Origin of the sequence: Mycobacterium sp. UM_CSW (assembly GCF_000455205.1) — a bacterium.
Classification (GTDB): Bacteria; Actinomycetota; Actinomycetes; order Mycobacteriales; family Mycobacteriaceae; genus Mycobacterium.
The window spans coordinates 58,036-75,253 of the sequence record NZ_AUWQ01000034.1; the positions used below are offsets into that span (position 1 = coordinate 58,036).

Genomic DNA, 17,218 nt, shown 5'->3' on the forward strand with positions numbered 1-17,218 from the left:
ATGGTTCTAGATGCCGTGGGAAATCCGCAGACCATCCTGCTGCTCGGTGGCACCTCCGAGATCGGGCTCGCCATCTGCGAACGCTACCTGCAGAACGCACACGCGCGAATCGTGTTGGCGGACTTACCCGACCATCCGCGCAAGGCTGACGCCGTCGCGGCGATGACGGCGGCCGGCGCCAAGTCTGTCGAATGGATCGACTTCGACGGCACCAAAAGCGACACCCATCCCACGGTAATCGACCGGGCCTTCGCCGAAGGCGATGTGGACGTCGCAATCGTCGCATTCGGCGTACTAGGGGATGCCGAAGAGTTGTGGCAGAACCAGCGCAAGGCGGTGCTGGCCGCCGAGATCAACTACACCGCAGCCGTTTCCGTCGGTGTGCTGTTGGGCCAGAAGATGCGTGCCCAGGGCTTCGGCCAGATCATTGCAATGAGCAGCGCGGCAGGTGAGCGGGTGCGGCGGTCCAACTTCGTGTACGGCTCCACCAAGGCCGGCCTCGATGGCTTCTACCTGGGCCTCGGGGAAGCACTGCGCGAGTTCGGCGTTCGGGTTCTGGTGATCAGGCCCGGGCAGGTTCGCACGTCAACGACGATCGCGCACTGGAAGGCGACTGGCGCCAAGGAGGCCCCGCTCACCGTCGACAAGGAGTACGTCGCCAACCTCGCGGTGACCGCGGCGGCACAAGGTAAGGAATTGGTTTGGGCACCAGCAGCATTCCGTTACGTGATGATGGTGTTGCGACACGTCCCGCGGAGGATCTTCCGCAAGCTGCCAATCTGACGATGCGCAACGCGCTGGCCAGCCTCGGCCAGATGGCCGCCGCGGTGGCTGTCGCCGTCGCCGTGGCGGTGCCGTCGCTGATCGCGATCGCCGGCGTGCAATGGCCGGCCTATCCGTCGTCGAACCAGCTGCACGCGCTGACCACCGTCGGGCAGGTCGGCTGCCTGGCCGGCCTGGTCGCCGTCGGCTGGCTGTGGCGGCGTTCCACGCGTCCGCGAAACCGACGGTTCGCACAGGTGGGCGGGCTGGTGTTCGTCTCCGCCTTCACGGTCGTAACACTGGGCATGCCCCTGGGTGCCACCAAGCTGTATCTGTTCGGCATCTCGGTGGACCAGCAGTTCCGCACCGAATACCTCACGCGGCTCGCTGACAGCCCGGCCCTGCACGACATGACCTACGTCGGGCTGCCGACGTTCTATCCGCCGGGCTGGTTCTGGATCGGCGGCCGCGTCGCGGCGCTCACCGGGACGCCGGCCTGGGAAATGTACAAGCCGTGGGCCATCACCTCGATCACCATCGCGGTCGCGGTCGCACTGGTGCTGTGGTGGCGGATGATCCGCTTCGAGTACGCGCTGATCGTCACCACCGCCACCGCCGCGGTGACGCTGGCCTACGGCTCGCCGGAGCCCTACGCCGCGATGATCACGGTGCTGTTGCCGCCCGTCCTCGTGTTGACGTGGTCGGGCTTGCGCGCCGGCGAGCGTGCGGCTGGCCGCACACTCGAGCCCGAGCGTGAAGCTAGCCGCACGCCCGGCAGCGCACCGACGGCGCAGGGCTGGGCCGCGGTCGTCGGCGCCGGGCTGTTCCTCGGCTGGGCGGCCACCTGGTACACGCTGCTGTTCGGGTTCAGCGCGTTCACGGTGTTCCTCATGGCGATGCTGCTGGCCGGCGCGCGCTGGCGGCGGGGCGGCTTCGGCGCCGCGCTCGACCCGCTGCGCCGGCTGGCCGTGATCGCCGCCATCGCGGCGGCCATCGCCAGCATCACCTGGCTACCTTTCCTGGTGCGCGTGGCGAGCAGCCCGGTCAGCAACAGCGGCAGCGCCTTCCACTATCTGCCGGCCGACGGCGCCGTGCTGACCTTCCCGATGCTGCAGTTCTCGCTGCTTGGCGCGGTCTGCCTGCTGGGCGCCCTGTGGCTGGTGGTGCGTGCGCGGTCGTCGGTGCGGGCGGGCGCGCTGGCCATCGGCGTGCTGGCCGTCTACCTGTGGTCGCTGCTGTCGATGCTGACCACGCTGGCCCGCACCACGCTGCTGTCGTTCCGGCTGCAGCCCACGCTGACCGTGCTGCTGGTCGCGGCCGGGGCGTTCGGCTTCGTGGAGGCCGTCAACGCGCTTGCCCCACGCAGTCGCGCGATCGCCCCGGTCGCGGGCGCCCTCGGCCTGGCCGCCGCGATCGCCTTCAGCCAGGACATCCCCGACGTGCTGCGGCCGGACCTGACCATCGCCTACACGGACACCGACGGCTACGGCCAGCGCGGCGACCGCCGCCCGCCGAGCTCCGAGAAGTTCTACCCGGCCATCGACGCCGCCATCCTCAAGGTGACCGGCAAGCCGCGCGACCAGATCGTGGTGATGACCGCCGACTACAGCTTCCTGTCCTATTACCCCTACTGGGGGTTCCAGGGGCTGACGTCGCATTACGCCAATCCGCTGGCGCAGTTCGACCTGCGGGCCACCCAGATCGAGAAGTGGTCCAAGCTCAAGACCCCCGACGAGTTCATCCACGCGCTGGACACGTCGCCGTGGCCGCCGCCGACCGTGTTTCTCATGCGCCGCGGCGCGAACAGCAACTACACGTTGCGGTTGGCCCAGGACGTGTACCCGAACCAGCCCAACGTGCGCCGCTACACCGTGGACTTGCCGGCGGCCCTGTTCGCCGATCCGCGTTTCGCCGTCGACACCGTTGGGCCCTTCGTGCTGGCCGTCCGCAAGCCGGCGGGCAACAGCTGATGCCCACCGAAACCACGGCTGACTTGGCCGCACAACTACCATCAACCCCCGTGGACGATGCGGGAGGTAACCACCGGATCGCCCGGCTCGTTGCTACCGTCGCCGGTCTGCTGGGCGCCCTGCTGGCGATCGCCACCCCGGTGCTGCCGGTCAACCAGACCACCGCCCAACTGAACTGGCCGCAGAACGGCACGTTCGAGAGCGTCGACGCGCCGCTGATCGGTTACGTGGCAACCGATTTGAACGTCAGCGTGCCGTGTCAGGCCGCCGCCGGGCTGGCCGGCCCGCAGAACGCCGGCAAGACGGTGCTGCTGTCGACCGTGCCCAAACAGGCGCCCAAGGCCGTCGACCGCGGGCTGCTGATCCAGCGCGCCAACGACTATCTGGTGCTGGTGGTGCGCAACGTCGCGGTGGTCACAGCCCCGTTGAATCAGGTGCTCAGCCCCGCCTGCCAGCGGCTGACGTTCACCGCACACGCCGACCGCGTCACCGCCGAGTTCGTCGGCCTGACCCAGGGGCCCAACACCGAGCATCCCGGCGCGCCGCTGCGCGGTGAGAAAAGCGGTTACGACTTCCGGCCACAGATCGTCGGCGTGTTCACCGACCTCACCGGGCCGGCGCCGCCGGGCCTGAGCTTCTCGGCCACCATCGACACCCGCTACAGCAGCAGCCCCACCCAGCTGAAGATGGCGGCGATGATCCTCGGGGTGGTGCTGACCGCCGCCGCCCTGGTGGCGCTGCATGTCCTGGACACCGCCGACGGCACCCGGCACCGACGCTTCCTGCCGGCCCGATGGTGGTCGATCGGCGGCCTGGACGCGCTGGTCATCGCGGTGCTGACGTGGTGGCATTTCGTCGGCGCCAACACCTCCGACGACGGCTACATCCTGACCATGGCGCGGGTGTCCGAGCACGCCGGCTACATGGCCAACTACTACCGCTGGTTGGGCACGCCCGAGGCCCCGTTCGGCTGGTACTACGACCTGCTGGCGGTGTGGGCCCATGTCAGCACCACCAGCATCTGGATGCGGTTGCCCACCCTGGCGATGGCGCTGACGTGCTGGTGGGCGATCAGCCGCGAGGTCATGCCCCGCCTGGGCCACGCCGTGAAGACCAACCGCGCGGCGGCGTGGACGGCCGCGGGGCTGTTCCTGGCAACCTGGTTGCCGTTGGACAACGGGCTTCGCCCCGAACCGATCATCGCCTTGGGCATCCTGCTCACCTGGTGCTCGGTGGAACGGGCGGTGGCCACCAACCGGCTGCTGCCGGTGGCGATCGCGTGCATCATCGGCGCGTTGACCTTGTTCTCCGGTCCGACCGGCATCGCCTCGATCGGTGCGCTGCTGGTCGCGATCGGTCCGCTGCGCACCATCATCCACCGGCGATCCAGACAGTTCGGGGTGCTGCCGCTGGTGGCGCCCCTGCTGGCCGCGGCCACCGTCACCGTGATCCTGATCTTCCGTGACCAGACTCTGGCCGGCGAAATGCAGGCGACCGCGCTCAAGCGCGCGCTCGGACCCAGCCTGAGCTGGTTCGACGAACACCTCCGCTACGAGCGGCTGTTCATGGCCAGCCCCGACGGGTCGGTCGCCCGCCGGTTCGCCGTGCTGGCTCTGGTGTTGGCGCTGGCGATCACGGTCGCAATGTCGTTGCGCAAGGGCCGGATTCCCGGCACGGCCGCCGGGCCGAGCCGCCGCATCGTCGGGATCACCATCATCTCGTTCGTCGCGATGATGTTCACCCCCACCAAATGGACCCACCACTTCGGGGTGTTCGCCGGGCTGGCCGGGCCGCTGGGCGCGCTGGCCGCGGTCGCCGTGACCTCCGTCGCCATGCGGTCCCGGCGCAACCGCACCGTATACGCCGCCGTCGTGGTGTTCCTGCTGGCACTGTCGTTCGCCAGCGTCAACGGCTGGTGGTACGTGTCGAACTTCGGTGTGCCGTGGTCGAATTCGTTCCCCGCGTGGCACTACGCCTTCGCCACGGCCCTACTCGGGCTGACGCTGTTGGTGCTGCTCCTGGCCTCGTGGTTCCACTTCGTCAACCCGGATAACGGGCCACCCAGGACCCGCTACGGCGCACGGGTGGCCGGAATCGTCCAGTCCCCCTTGGCAATTGCGGCGTGGATCCTGGTGGTGTTCGAGGTCGCATCGCTGACGCTGGCGATGACCGACCAGTACCCGGCGTGGTCGGTCGGTCGCTCCAACCTCGAGGCGCTGACCGGGAAGTCCTGCGGGCTGGCCGAGGATGTGCTCGTCGAGCCGGACCCCAACGCCGGCATGCTGACGCCGGTTACCGGCCCGGCCGCCGACGCGCTGGGCGCGGGCCTCTCGGAGGCCTTCACCCCCAACGGCATTCCCGCCGACGTGCGCGCCGACCCGGTGATGGAACGTCCCGGTGACCGCAGCTTCATCAACGAGGACAGGTCGACCACCGGCGCCGAGCCCGGCACCGAGGGCGGCACCAACCCGGCACCCGGGATCAACGGTTCGGTCGCCCAGCTGCCCTATAACCTCGACCCGGCCCGCACCCCGGTCCTCGGCAGCTGGCGCGCGGGCATCCAGGTTCCGGCCCACCTGCGCTCGGGCTGGTACCGGCTGCCCGCCCGCGACAAGGCGCGACCGCTGCTGGTGGTCAGCGCGGCGGGCCGCTTCGACCCCCGCGAGGTCCAGGTGCAGTGGGCCACCGACGACGAAGCGGCCGGCGGGCACCCCGGTGGCTCGTTCCAGTTGTCGGACGTCGGCGCCTCCCCCGCCTGGCGCAACCTGCGGCTGCCGCTGTCGGCCATCCCGGGCGCCGCCACCCAGATCCGCCTGGTCGCCGACGACGAAGACCTGGCGCCGCAGCACTGGATCGCGCTGACGCCCCCGCGGATTCCGCAGCTGCGCACGCTGCAGGACGTCGTCGGGTCCAAAGACCCGGTGTTCCTGGATTGGCTTGTCGGACTGGCGTTTCCGTGTCAGCGCCCGTTCGGCCACCAAAACGGCGTCGACGAGACGCCGAAGTGGCGCATCCTGCCGGACCGCTTCGGCGCCGAGGCCAACTCACCGGTGATGGACAACAACGGCGGCGGCCCGCTGGGCGTCACCGAATTGCTGGTGAAGGCGACCACGATGGCGACCTATCTGAAGGACGACTGGTCGCGCGACTGGGGCTCGCTGCAACGGTTGACGCCCTTCTATCCCGACGCCCAGCCCGCCCAGCTGCAGCTCGGAATCGCGACGCGCAGCGGCCTGTGGAACCCGGCGCCGCTGCGCCGCACCTAGCGATACCCGCGCCTTGCCGGCGCCCCATCGGTAAGCCTAGACTTACGGTTCGTGGCCACTTACCGAGCCACCCGCGACGGTGACGCCTGGCTGGCGCTAGCCGATGGAACGCGGCGCTCCATCGTGGAACGCCTTGCCCACGGGCCGGCGGCGGTCGGTGAGTTGGCCCGGGACCTACCCGTCAGCCGGCCCGCTGTTTCGCAGCACCTGAAGGTGCTCAAGTCCGCGGGCCTGGTTCGCGACCGCGCCGCCGGAACGCGTCGCGTCTACCACCTCGACCCGACCGGTCTCGAGGCGCTGCGCGCCGAGCTCGACCGGTTCTGGTCCCAGGCGCTGGCCGCCTACGCGAAAACAATCGATGAAAGCGAGGGGGAACCGTCATGACCCGAATGCCGAACGTCGCCCACCACGTCGTCGTCAACGCGCCGATCGAGCGCGCGTTCGCCGTCTTCACCGAACGGTTCGGCGACTTCAAGCCGCGCGAGCACAACCTGCTCGCCTTCCCAATCGCCGAGACCGTGTTCGAACCCGTTGTGGGCGGCCACATCTTCGACCGCGGCGTCGACGGCAGCGTCTGCCGGTGGGCGCGCATCCTGGCCTACGAGCCGCCGCATCGGGTGATGTTCAGCTGGGACATCGGCCCGACCTGGCAGGTGGAGTCCGATCCGGCCAAGACCAGCGAGGTCGAGGTCCGATTCACCGCCGAGTCCGACGACCGCACGCGCGTCGAGCTCGAACACCGCCACATCGACCGGCACGGTCCGGGCTGGGAGTCCGTCGCCGACGGTGTTGACGGCGACGCCGGCTGGCCGCTGTACCTGGACCGCTACGGCCGCCTGCTCAGCGTCGAGGCGCATCGATGACGACCACCCTGATGACCATGGCGCACGCCGAGCGCGCCGACCTCGCCGACTTCCTGTCCACCCTGGCTCCACAGGACTGGGAGGCGCCCAGCCTGTGCACGAAATGGACCGTGAAAGACGTTGTCGCGCATGTGATCAGCTACGAAGAACTGGGCGCCGCCGGGCTGCTGAAGCGGTTCGCCAAGGGCTGGGTCGTGCGGGCCAACCAGGTCGGCGTCGACGAGTTCTCCGGGCTGAGTCCGGAGCAGCTGCTCGAATTCCTCCGCGGCCACCTCGAACCCCGCGGCCTGACAGCCGGTTTCGGCGGAATGATCGCGCTCGTCGACGGCACGGTCCACCACCAGGACATCCGCCGCTCACTCGGCCGGCCCCGCACCGTCCCCGCCGACCGGCTGCAACGGGTCCTCGGCCTGGTACCCGGTAACCCCCGCCTCGGGGCGGGACGCCGGATCCGGGGGCTGCGGCTGCGCGCCACCGACGTCGACTGGACACACGGCAACGGACCCGAAGTCAGCGGCCCCGGGGAGGCGCTGCTCATGGCGATGACCGGGCGCCCCGCGGCGCTCGCCGACCTCGCGGGTCCCGGCTGCGACACGCTGGCGCGTCGGCTGCGCCGGTAGCCGACCGTCAGGCCGGGCCGATTTCGAAGGTGAACTCGTGGCCGCCGATGCGGATGCGGTCGCCGTTGGCCAGGGGGGCGCTGCCGCGGATGCGCTGGCCCTGCACCTCCACCCCGTTGGTGGACCGCAGGTCGGTCATCATGAAACCCGTTCCGATGTCGGTGATCACGGCGTGGTGGCGGCTGACGTCGGTGTCGTCGAGGACGACGTCGTTGTCGGTGAAGCGCCCGATCCTGGTGGTCGCTCCGGTCAGCGGGTGAGGCCGCCCGGTGTGGTCGATCAGCCGGGCAACGGCGGATTCCGCGAGCTGGATGCTGGCGGTCGTGGGCTCCTGCCGGTAGGCGCCGCGCTTGTGGGTGGTCAGGTCGGCCCGCCGCAAACCCAACGGCTCCTGCCGCAGGATCCGCTCGTGCAGCGCGCTCACGGTGCGGCCGGGGTCGATGCCGAGCCCCTCGGCCAGGGCCGTCTTCAGCCGACGGTAGGCGCCGAGCGCGTCGGACTGGCGCTCCGTGACGTAGTAGGCGGTGATCAGCTGCGCCCACAGCGGTTCGCGGTAGGGATGCTCGGCGGTGAGCGCCTCCAGCTCTCCGATGACCTCGCCGGCGCGTCCGCAGGCGATCTCGGCCTCCGCGCGGGCGGTGTGGGTGGCCACGTTTTCTTCCATCAGCGCGGTGGCGAAGGCGTCGACGAAGGCGTAGTCGCGCAGGTCGTCGAGCACCGGCCCGCGCCATTCGCCCAGCGCCAGCGAGAACTGCCGGCTGGCGTCCTCGAAGCGCCCCGCCGCGGCGGCCTGGTTTCCCGCGAGCTTCGCGGCCATGAAGCGCCCCAGGTCGCAGTCGGCGTCGGCGACGCTGAGCTGGTATCCCGGCGGGGCGCTCGCCAGCACCTGGTACGGGTCGGCCCCGGCGTCGCGCAGCAACCGGCGCAGGTTCGAGATGTGGGCCTGGATGCTGGTGCGCGCGGCCGGCACCGGATCCTCGTCCCACACCGCGTTGATCAAGGAATCGACGGAAACCGGCCGGTTGCGGTTGATCAGCAGCATGGCGAGGACTGCCCGTTGCTTGGGCGCCCCCACCGGCACCCGCACCCCGTGGCTGGTCATCAGCAACGGTCCCAAGACGCCAAACCCGAGACCTGTGTTCGTCATCGCGCTGCCAGCCTCCTGGGTTATCGGGGCCGTTCTTGAAACGAGAGTCTATTTCGCAGCCCGGGCGCGGCAAATTAGCGCGCCGTCAAGGCGGCCCTGCGTCCGAAGGGCACTAAGCGGCGTCCCTTACGATCGAGCCTCGTGCCCCCCGACCGGAATGAGCGATCGCTGCGCGTCCCGCGGCTGATCGCCGTGGTCGCGGGTCTCGCGGGTCTGCTGCTGTGCCTCGTCGTCCCGTTGCTTCCGGTGAGGCAGACGACGGCGACGGTGCTGTGGCCCCAGGGCGTGGCCGACGGGCACGTCACGCAGATCACCGCCCCGCTGGTGTCCGGGGCGCCGCGGGCGCTGGACATCTCGATCCCGTGTGCGGCGATCGCCACGCTGCCGCCCAGCGGCGGATTGGTCGTCTCGACGCTGCCGGTCGGTGGCGTGGACACCGGCAAGAACGGGCTGTTCGTCCGCGCCGACAAGGACATCGTCGTCGTCGCGTTCCGCGACACCGTGGCCGCGGTGGCCAAGCGCGCGGCCGTCGCCGCCGGCGCCTGCAGCGTCCTGCACATGTGGGCCGACGCGGGCGCGGCCGGAGCCGATTTCGTCGGCATCCCCGGCGCGTCGGGGACCCTGCCGTCGGAGAAGAAGCCTCAGGTCGGCGGCATCTTCACCGACCTAAAGGTGCAGCCGCAACCGGGATTGTCGGCCCGCGTCGACGTCGACACCCGGTTCATCACGGCACCCACGACGCTCAAGATGCTCGTGATGGCCGTGGGGACCCTGGCGGTCCTGACCGCCATCGTCGCCATGGCGGTGCTGGATCGGCGCGGCCGGCAATCCCGGTTTCGCCCGCGGTTCCATTGGGCCCGCGTCGGGGCCGCGACCTGGCTCGCCGATGTCGGCGTGATCGGAACACTGCTGGTGTGGCACGTCATCGGTGCGACGTCGTCGGACGACGGCTACAACCTGACCATCGCCCGGGTCGCCCCGCAGGCCGGGTACGTCGTCGACTACTACCGCTACTTCGGGACGACGGACGCGCCGTTCGACTGGTATCTCGCGGTGCTGGCCAAGCTGGCCGCGGTCAGCACGGCCGGTGTGTGGATGCGGCTCCCGGCCACCCTGGCCGGGATCGCCTGCTGGCTGATCATCGGACACTGGGTGCTGCGGCGGCTGGGGCCCGGCCGCGGCGGCCTGGCGGGCAACCGGGTGGCGGTATTGACCGCCGGTGCGGTCTTCCTGGCCGCCTGGCTGCCGTTCAACAACGGCCTGCGGCCGGAGCCGATCATCGCGCTGGGCGTGATCGTGACCTGGGTGCTGGTGGAACGCGCCATCGCGCTGGGCCGGCTGGCTCCGGCGGCGGTCGCGATCATCGTCGCGATGCTGACCGCGACGCTGGCTCCGCAGGGGCTGATCGCCGTCGCCGCGCTGCTGACCGGGGCCCGGGCCATCGCCCAGACCATCCGGCGCCGCCGGGCGACCGACGGGCTGCTGGCCCCGCTGATGGTGTTGGCGGCGTCCTTGTCGCTGATCACCGTCGTGGTGTTCCGCAGCCAGACGCTGGCCACGGTCGCCGAGTCGGCGCGGATCAAGTACAAGGTCGGCCCGACGATCGCCTGGTACCAGGACTGGCTGCGCTACTACTTCCTCACCGTGGAGTCCAACCCCGACGGGTCGATGGCGCGGCGCTTCGCCGTGCTGGTTCTGCTGCTCTGCCTGTTCGTCATGCTGGTGGTGCTGCTGCGCCGCGGCCGGGTCCAGGGTGTGGCCAGCGGACCGGCGTGGCGGTTGATCGGCACCACGGCGGCGGGCCTGCTGCTGCTGACGTTCACGCCGACGAAGTGGGCCGTGCAGTTCGGCGCGTTCGCCGGGCTGGCCGCCCCGCTGGGTGCGCTCACCGCGTTCGCGTTCGCCCGCATCGGGCTGCACAACCGCCGCAACCTGACGCTGTACGTGACGGCGCTGCTGTTCGTGCTGGCGGTCGCGACATCCGGGGTCAACGGCTGGTTCTACGTCGGCAACTACGGGGTGCCGTGGTGGGACATCCAGCCCGTCATCGCCAGCCACCCGGTGACGTCGATGTTCCTGACGCTGTCGATCCTGACCGGGCTGCTGGGCGCCTGGCAGCACTTCCGGATGGACTACGCCGGGCACACCGAGGTCAAGGACAGCCGGCGCAACCGCGTGCTGGCCTCCACGCCGCTGCTGGTGGTGGCCACGATCATGGTGCTGGGCGAGGTCGGCTCGCTGGCCAAAGGGGCGGTGGTCCGCTACCCGCTCTACACCACCGGCAAGGCCAACCTCGCCGCGATCACCTCGGGCCTGTCGAAGACCAGCTGCGCCATGGCCGACGACGTGTTGGCCGAGCCCGATCCCAACGCCGGTCTGCTGCAACCGGTTCCGGGGCAGACGTTCGGGCCGGACGGACCGCTCGGCGGCCTGAACCCGGTCGGCTTCAAACCCGAGGGGGTGGGCGAGGACTTGCGGTCGAACCCCGTGGTCACCAAGCCGGGGGTGGTGAATTCCGACGCCTCGCCGAATAAGCCCAACGCCGCCATGAGTGACTCCGCCGGCACCGCCGGCGGGAAGGGCCCGGCCGGAATCAACGGGTCACACGCGGCGCTGCCGTTCGGCCTGGATCCCGCCCGCACCCCGGTGATGGGCAGCTACGGCGAGAACTCGCTGGCTGCCACCGCCACGTCGTCCTGGTACCAACTGCCGCCGCGTACGCCGGACCGGCCGCTGGTGGTGGTGTCGGCCGCGGGCGCCATCTGGTCGTACAAGGAGGACGGCACCTTCACCTACGGCCAATCGCTCAAACTGCAATGGGGCGTGAGTCGCCCCGACGGCAGCACCCAGCCGCTCGGCGAGGTGCAGCCGATCGACATCGGTCCGGAGCCGGCGTGGCGCAACCTGAGGTTCCCGCTGGCCTGGGCTCCGCCGGAGGCTAACGTGGCACGCATCGTCGCCTACGACCCCAATCTGAGTTCCGAGCAGTGGTTCTCGTTCACGCCGCCGCGCGTGCCGGTGCTGCAGACGCTGCAGCAGCTGATCGGGTCGCAGGACCCGGTGCTGATGGACATCGCGACCGCCGCCAACTTCCCCTGCCAGCGGCCGTTCTCCGAACACCTTGGCGTGGCCGAACTTCCGAAGTACCGCATCCTGCCCGATCACAAACAGACGGCGTCGTCGTCCAACGGCTGGGAGGCCAGCGAGACGGGCGGCCCGTTCTTGATCACCCAGGCGATGCTGCGCACCTCGACGATCTCGACCTACCTGCGCGGCGACTGGTATCGCGACTGGGGATCGGTCGAGCAGTATCACGCGCTGGTGCCGGCCGATCAGGCGCCGGTAGCCGTCGTCGACCAGGGCGTGACCACCGTTGGCGGCTGGAGCCGCCCGGGACCCGTCAGGGCGCTGCCATGAGCGTCACCGACCGCGAGCGCCCGGTGGCCGCCGCGGCGTCGGACGCGGTTCGGGACGTGCGGGTGACGCGCTGGGTCGCGACGATCGCGGGCCTGATCGGTTTCGTGCTGTCGGTCGCCACGCCGCTGCTGCCCGTCGTGCAGACCACCGCGATGCTCAACTGGCCGCAAAACGGCCAGTTGAATAACGTTACGGCGCCGCTGATTTCACTGACGCCGGTCGACGTGTCGGTGACGGTGCCGTGCTCGGTGGTGCGTAGCTTGCCGCCCGAGGCCGGGGTGGTGCTGAGCACCGCGCCCAAGAAGGGTAAGGACGCCGCGCTCAACGCGCTGTTCGTCGTCGTCAGCAGCCAGCGCGTCGACGTGACCGACCGCAATGTGGTCATTGCCAGCGTGCCCCGGGATCAGGCGGCGTCGCCGCAGTGCCAGCGCATTGAGATCACGTCGACGCTCGCCGGCACGTTCGCCACCTTCGTCGGGTTGACCGATCCGGCGGGCAAGCCGGTGCGCGGTGGTTTCCCCGATCCCAACCTGCGCCCGCAGATCGTCGGGGTGTTCACGGATCTGACCGGTCCGGCGCCGCCGGGCCTGCGGTTCTCGGCGACCATCGACACCCGGTTCTCCACCACGCCAACGACTTTGAAGCTGGCCGCGATGGTGCTGGCGATCGTGTCCACGATCGTCGCGCTGGTCGCGCTGTGGCGCCTCGACCAGCTCGACGGCCGCCGCATGCACCGGTTGATCCCGACACGCTGGCGCAAGTTCACCCTCGTCGACGCCACGGTGATCTTCGTCTTCCTGCTATGGCATCTGATCGGCGCCAATTCCTCCGACGACGGCTACATCCTCGGCATGGCCCGGGTCGCCGACCACGCCGGCTACATGTCCAACTACTTCCGCTGGTTCGGCAGCCCCGAGGACCCGTTCGGCTGGTACTACAACCTGCTGGCGCTGATGACCCACGTGAGCGACGCCAGCCTGTGGATGCGGCTGCCCGACCTGGTCGCCGGGCTGGTGTGCTGGCTGCTGCTCTCGCGTGAGGTGCTGCCGCGGCTGGGCCCGGCGGTGACGTCGAGCACCGCGGCCAACTGGGCGGCCGGCATGGTCCTGCTGACCGGGTGGATGCCGTTCAACAACGGCCTGCGTCCCGAGCCGATCATCGCGCTGGGTTCGCTGATCACCTACGTGCTGATCGAGCGCTCGATGTGCGCCTCGCGGCTGACACCGGCGGCGTTGGCGGTCATCACCGCGGCGTTCACGCTCGGCGTGCAGCCCACCGGCCTGATCGCGGTGGCCGCCCTGGTCGCCGGTGGCCGGCCGATCCTGCGGATTCTGGTGAAGCGTCATCGCCTGGTCGGCACCTGGCCGCTGGTGGCCCCGATGCTGGCGGCCGGCACGGTCATCCTCACCGTGGTGTTCGCCGACCAGACGCTGTCAACGGTGTTGGAGGCCACCAGGATTCGCACGGCGATCGGGCCCAGCCAGGCCTGGTACACCGAGAACCTGCGCTACTACTACCTGATCCTGCCGACCGTCGACGGCTCGCTGTCGCGCCGGTTCGGTTTCCTGATCAGCGCGCTGTGCCTGTTCACCGCCGTGTTCATCATGTTGCGGCGCAAGCGAATCCCGGGTGTGGCCCGCGGCCCGGCGTGGCGGCTGATGGGCGTCATCTTCGCCACCATGTTCTTCCTGATGTTCACGCCCACCAAGTGGGTGCACCACTTCGGGCTGTTCGCCGCGGTGGGCGCGGCGGTGGCCGCGCTGACCACGGTGCTGGTTTCGCCGAAGGTGCTGCGCTGGTCGCGCAACCGGATGGCGTTCACGGCCGCGGTGCTGTTCCTGCTGGCGCTGTGCTTCGCCACCACCAACGGCTGGTGGTACGTCTCCAGTTACGGCGTCCCGTTCAACAACGTCATGCCGAGGTTCGCCGGAATCAGCGTCAGCACCGTCTTTTTCGTCCTGTTCGCAATCACGGCGATCTGGGCTTTCTGGCTGCATTTCGCGTCGCGCGAACACGGCGAGGGCCGCCTGGCGCGGGCGGTGACGGCCGCGCCGGTGCCGATCGCGGCCGGGTTCATGGTGCTGGTGTTCATCGCCTCGATGGTTGCCGGGATCGTGCGTCAGTACCCCACCTACTCCAACGGCTGGGACAACTTGCGCGAATTCGCCGGCGGCTGCGCGCTGGCCGACGACGTGCTCGTCGAGCCGGACAGCAACGCCGGCTTCATGGCCCCGCTCCCGGGCGATTACGGCCCGCTCGGCCCGCTCGGCGGCGTCAACCCAACGGGGTTCACCCCCAACGGCGTGCCCGACCACACCGTGGCCGAGGCGGTTCAGGAGACGTCGGTGCCCCAGCCCGGCACCGATTACGACTGGTATGCCTACGACTGGCGCGCGCCGACCAAGCTGAAGGCGCCGGGCATCAACGGGTCCCTGGTTCCCCTGCCGTACGGCCTCAACCCCGACCAGGTTCCGCTGGCCGGCAGCTACACCACCGGCGCCCAGCAGCAGAGCAGGCTGACCTCGGCGTGGTATCAGCTGCCCAAGCCCGACGACGGGCATCCCCTGCTGGTGGTGACCGCCGCCGGGACCATCGCCGGCAACAGCGTGTTGCACGGGCACACCAGCGGGCAGACCGTGGTGCTCGAATACGGCCGGCCCGGGCCCGGCGGTGAGATCGTGCCGTCCGGGCGGCTGGTGCCCTACGACCTGAACGGCGAGCAGCCCAAGGCGTGGCGCAACCTACGCTTCGCCCGGGACAAGATGGCCGCGGACGCGGTCGCGGTCCGGGTGGTCGCCGAGGACCTCTCGCTGACGCCGGACGACTGGATCGCGATCACCCCGCCGCGGGTGCCGGAGCTGCGCTCGCTGCAGGAGTATGTCGGCTCGTCGCAGCCGGTGCTGATGGACTGGGCGGTGGGCCTGGCGTTCCCGTGCCAGCATCCGATGCTGCACGCTTACGGCGTCACTGAGATCCCGAAGTTCCGCATCACGCCGGACTACAACGCCAAAAAGCAGGACACCGACACCTGGGAGGACGGCGTGAACGGCGGCCTGCTGGGCATCACGGACCTGCTGTTGCGGGCCCACGTGATGTCCACCTACCTGTCCCGGGACTGGGGCCGCGACTGGGGCTCGCTGCGCAAGTTCGACACCATCGCCGACGCGCATCCCGCGCAACTGGACCTGGGCACCGCGACCCGCAGCGGGTTGTGGTCGCCGGGACCGATCCGAATCAAGCCGTAATTAAACGGTTTTACGCTCACCCGCCATTAATTTGCCATTAGTCAAATAACGCGGCCCGGAATTTACGTTCGAGTAATTCCGCAGCAAATGTTTAATTTCGCGCGCCGCCGGTCAATAACTACTCCCCCTGTGAGGTAACTAACACAACCGTTAAAAAGGTGACCCGATGCACACGCTGACACGCTTAGGGACCTGTGCCGCGGCTATGACCGTGGCGATCTTCCCGGCGGCGACATTCGAAATCGCCGCCGCGACTGCCGAAAGCGGCACCCGGGTCGCTCTGGACAGCTCCGAGCGGCGTTGCGATTTCAGCCTGGTGACCACGGCGCCGACGGTGCCGCGGGCGCTAATCGGTGACGGTTCGGCCGTCATAAGCACCTCGGGGTCAAGGGCCGTCGCTCAGGTGCACGTGACAATTCCCAACGAGCCGGGCACCCATTTCGACGTCGGCCTGATTCAGGAGCCCCGCCCGTCGGCGGCGACCTGTGGTCCCGGCAACCCGGGCACCGCCTTTAGCGGAATGGACACCGACGCGGCCGGCAACGCGACGGTGACCGTTGCGGACAGCATTCGGCCGGGCACGACGGGCGTGTGGGTGATTGTCGAGCGGGCAAACCCGAACTCCCAAAACCCGGCCGAGTTCTATACGTCCGAATTCCTCGTGCCGGTATAAGCCTTTTCGGCCGGGCTCAGGTCGGCCGCGCCGACGACCAGCGCGTCGGAGCCGGGGAACACGGTGGCCACGTGGCCATTGGCCTTCCAACGCACCACGTACGGGGGCGCACCGTCGGACCCGCGCACCTCCGTGATCTCGCCCCACTGATCCGCCAACTCGGTCGTCGTGCCCTTCATCACGAGCCAATCACCTACATGGGCTTTCATCATCGACTCCCCTCGATCGTCAGCTTCTGAGCCGATCATGCGCCGCGCCCGGCCTTCGGGGAAGGGGCAGCGGGGACGAACGCCCCGGACGGACGGGACTTCGGTCCCTATCTCGGCGTTCGGCCGGGTGGTCCGATACAGGAGGCTGGAACGGAGGCACGATCATGGATGCTTCGGCACAGTCGCAGGCTCGGACGCGGCTGTTCGCCCGCGCGTTGGGTCCATTCCTGGTCATCGCCGATGCCACGGCCGTCGCCCGGGCCGGCGATATGCAGGCATTGCTGTCGCAGTTCGAAGCGAATTCGCTGTGGACGTGGGTGACCGGCGCGTTCATCCTGCTGTTCGGTCTCTTCGTCGTCGCCGCGCATCCCTACTGGCACGGCGCCGCGGCGATCACCGTCTCCCTGCTTGGGTGGCTGATCACCCTGCGCGGGCTGCTCCTGTTCGCCTTTCCCCAGGCCTTCGTGGCGGCGGCCAACCGGATGATCGGCGAGCAAGGCTGGTGGGTGGCGGCTTGCGTGGCCTTAACACTGGTCGGGCTGTATCTGACCTATGCCGGCTGGGCCCCGGTCGCCGACAAGCCAAAGCCCCAGGGGGCCACGACGAACCCCGATCTCCGGCGGGCCGCGTGACCGAGCCCGCGCCCGACGAAACGACGGGGCACCTCGCCTCGCCGCTGCGCACCGACGATTTCGACCCGGTCGCCCAGGCGGTGGTGGAGGACATGCAAACGCTGCAGAGCGGCGTCGGCATGCTCATCGTGAAGCGGGGTCCCAACGCCGGCTCGCAGTACCAGCTGGATCGGCCGGTGCTGTCCGCCGGCCGCCATCCCGCCAGCGACATCTTCCTCGACGACATCACCGTCAGCCGCCGGCACGCCGAATTCCGAAGGGAGCACGGCAAATTCCACGTCGTCGACTTGGGCAGCCTGAACAAGACCTACCTCAACCGCAAGCCCGTCGACACGGCGGTGCTGACCAACGGCGATGAAATCCGGATCGGCAATTTTCGCCTGATTTTCGTGGCGGGACCGGCGCCAGGGTAAT

The 17,218-nt window shown here is 69.4% G+C and carries 13 protein-coding genes; 11 read left to right on the forward strand and 2 right to left on the reverse strand.

The features are described from left to right. The 6 genes from N415_RS13815 to N415_RS13840 are packed head-to-tail and all read left to right on the forward strand — an operon-like array spanning nucleotide 1 to nucleotide 7,481. Complete coding sequence (locus N415_RS13815) at nucleotides 1-783, forward strand: decaprenylphospho-beta-D-erythro-pentofuranosid-2-ulose 2-reductase (protein WP_068182428.1); 783 nt, start codon at nucleotides 1-3, stop codon at nucleotides 781-783. A gap of 2 nt (nucleotides 784-785) precedes the next feature. Further along, a complete protein-coding gene (locus N415_RS13820) occupies nucleotides 786-2,732 on the forward strand; it encodes a galactan 5-O-arabinofuranosyltransferase (protein WP_068182429.1) in 1,947 nt (648 codons plus the stop codon). Then, the gene (locus N415_RS13825; protein ID WP_068182432.1) at nucleotides 2,732-5,998 is read left to right on the forward strand and encodes an arabinosyltransferase domain-containing protein; all 3,267 of its coding nucleotides are present in this window, start codon (nucleotides 2,732-2,734) and stop codon (nucleotides 5,996-5,998) included. Before N415_RS13820 ends, N415_RS13825 begins: the two co-directional genes overlap by 1 nt. Before the next feature lie 51 nt (nucleotides 5,999-6,049). Then, nucleotides 6,050-6,382 carry a metalloregulator ArsR/SmtB family transcription factor gene (locus N415_RS13830; RefSeq protein WP_068182435.1) on the forward strand — a complete coding sequence of 111 codons (333 nt, stop codon included), beginning with the start codon at nucleotides 6,050-6,052 and terminating at the stop codon, nucleotides 6,380-6,382. Then, nucleotides 6,379-6,861: an SRPBCC family protein gene (locus tag N415_RS13835; protein WP_068182438.1), complete on the forward strand. Its 483-nt coding sequence runs from the start codon at nucleotides 6,379-6,381 to the stop codon at nucleotides 6,859-6,861. The genes N415_RS13830 and N415_RS13835 overlap by 4 nt, the downstream gene beginning before the upstream one ends. Further along, on the forward strand, nucleotides 6,858-7,481 hold the full coding sequence (locus N415_RS13840) for a maleylpyruvate isomerase family mycothiol-dependent enzyme (RefSeq protein WP_068182441.1): 624 nt from the start codon (nucleotides 6,858-6,860) through the stop codon (nucleotides 7,479-7,481). Before N415_RS13835 ends, N415_RS13840 begins: the two co-directional genes overlap by 4 nt. A 7-nt stretch (nucleotides 7,482-7,488) precedes the next feature. On the opposite strand, the gene N415_RS13845 is transcribed toward N415_RS13840, so the two are convergent. Then, a complete protein-coding gene (locus tag N415_RS13845) occupies nucleotides 7,489-8,628 on the reverse strand; it encodes a BTAD domain-containing putative transcriptional regulator (RefSeq protein ID WP_068182446.1) in 1,140 nt (379 codons plus the stop codon). 141 nt (nucleotides 8,629-8,769) lie between these two features. Between N415_RS13845 and N415_RS13850 the strand changes: the two genes are divergently transcribed. The 3 genes from N415_RS13850 to N415_RS13860 all read left to right on the forward strand — a co-directional run bounded on the left by N415_RS13850 (nucleotide 8,770) and on the right by N415_RS13860 (nucleotide 15,963). Beyond that, nucleotides 8,770-12,045: an arabinosyltransferase domain-containing protein gene (locus N415_RS13850; RefSeq protein WP_068182449.1), complete on the forward strand. Its 3,276-nt coding sequence runs from the start codon at nucleotides 8,770-8,772 to the stop codon at nucleotides 12,043-12,045. Then, nucleotides 12,042-15,290, forward strand: a complete 3,249-nt coding sequence (locus N415_RS13855) for an arabinosyltransferase domain-containing protein (protein WP_068182452.1) — start codon at nucleotides 12,042-12,044, stop codon at nucleotides 15,288-15,290. Before N415_RS13850 ends, N415_RS13855 begins: the two co-directional genes overlap by 4 nt. A 166-nt stretch (nucleotides 15,291-15,456) precedes the next feature. After that, on the forward strand, nucleotides 15,457-15,963 hold the full coding sequence (locus N415_RS13860; protein WP_068182455.1) for a hypothetical protein: 507 nt from the start codon (nucleotides 15,457-15,459) through the stop codon (nucleotides 15,961-15,963). On the opposite strand, the gene N415_RS13865 is transcribed toward N415_RS13860, so the two are convergent. Beyond that, nucleotides 15,933-16,172, reverse strand: a complete 240-nt coding sequence (locus tag N415_RS13865; protein ID WP_068182510.1) for a DUF1918 domain-containing protein — start codon at nucleotides 16,170-16,172, stop codon at nucleotides 15,933-15,935. The genes N415_RS13860 and N415_RS13865 overlap by 31 nt on opposite strands. A 164-nt stretch (nucleotides 16,173-16,336) precedes the next feature. Between N415_RS13865 and N415_RS13870 the strand changes: the two genes are divergently transcribed. Both N415_RS13870 and N415_RS13875 read left to right on the forward strand, forming a co-directional pair. Beyond that, nucleotides 16,337-16,804 carry a hypothetical protein gene (locus N415_RS13870; protein WP_068182458.1) on the forward strand — a complete coding sequence of 156 codons (468 nt, stop codon included), beginning with the start codon at nucleotides 16,337-16,339 and terminating at the stop codon, nucleotides 16,802-16,804. Between the two features lie 44 nt (nucleotides 16,805-16,848). Then, a complete protein-coding gene (locus N415_RS13875; protein WP_275450757.1) occupies nucleotides 16,849-17,217 on the forward strand; it encodes an FHA domain-containing protein in 369 nt (122 codons plus the stop codon). The last annotated feature ends 1 nt before the right edge of the window (nucleotide 17,218 follow it).

Excerpts from the sequence above, each read along its gene's own strand:
- N415_RS13815 (WP_068182428.1), top strand. The coding sequence starts at position 1 with ATGGTTCTAGATGCCGTGGGAAATCCGCAGACCATCCTGCTGCTCGGT.
- N415_RS13820 (WP_068182429.1), top strand. The coding sequence starts at position 786 with ATGCGCAACGCGCTGGCCAGCCTCGGCCAGATGGCCGCCGCGGTGGCT.
- N415_RS13825 (WP_068182432.1), top strand. The coding sequence starts at position 2,732 with ATGCCCACCGAAACCACGGCTGACTTGGCCGCACAACTACCATCAACC.
- N415_RS13835 (WP_068182438.1), top strand. The coding sequence starts at position 6,379 with ATGACCCGAATGCCGAACGTCGCCCACCACGTCGTCGTCAACGCGCCG.
- N415_RS13840 (WP_068182441.1), top strand. The coding sequence starts at position 6,858 with ATGACGACCACCCTGATGACCATGGCGCACGCCGAGCGCGCCGACCTC.
- N415_RS13845 (WP_068182446.1), bottom strand. The coding sequence starts at position 8,628 with ATGACGAACACAGGTCTCGGGTTTGGCGTCTTGGGACCGTTGCTGATG.
- N415_RS13855 (WP_068182452.1), top strand. The coding sequence starts at position 12,042 with ATGAGCGTCACCGACCGCGAGCGCCCGGTGGCCGCCGCGGCGTCGGAC.
- N415_RS13860 (WP_068182455.1), top strand. The coding sequence starts at position 15,457 with ATGCACACGCTGACACGCTTAGGGACCTGTGCCGCGGCTATGACCGTG.
- N415_RS13865 (WP_068182510.1), bottom strand. The coding sequence starts at position 16,172 with ATGAAAGCCCATGTAGGTGATTGGCTCGTGATGAAGGGCACGACGACC.
- N415_RS13870 (WP_068182458.1), top strand. The coding sequence starts at position 16,337 with ATGGATGCTTCGGCACAGTCGCAGGCTCGGACGCGGCTGTTCGCCCGC.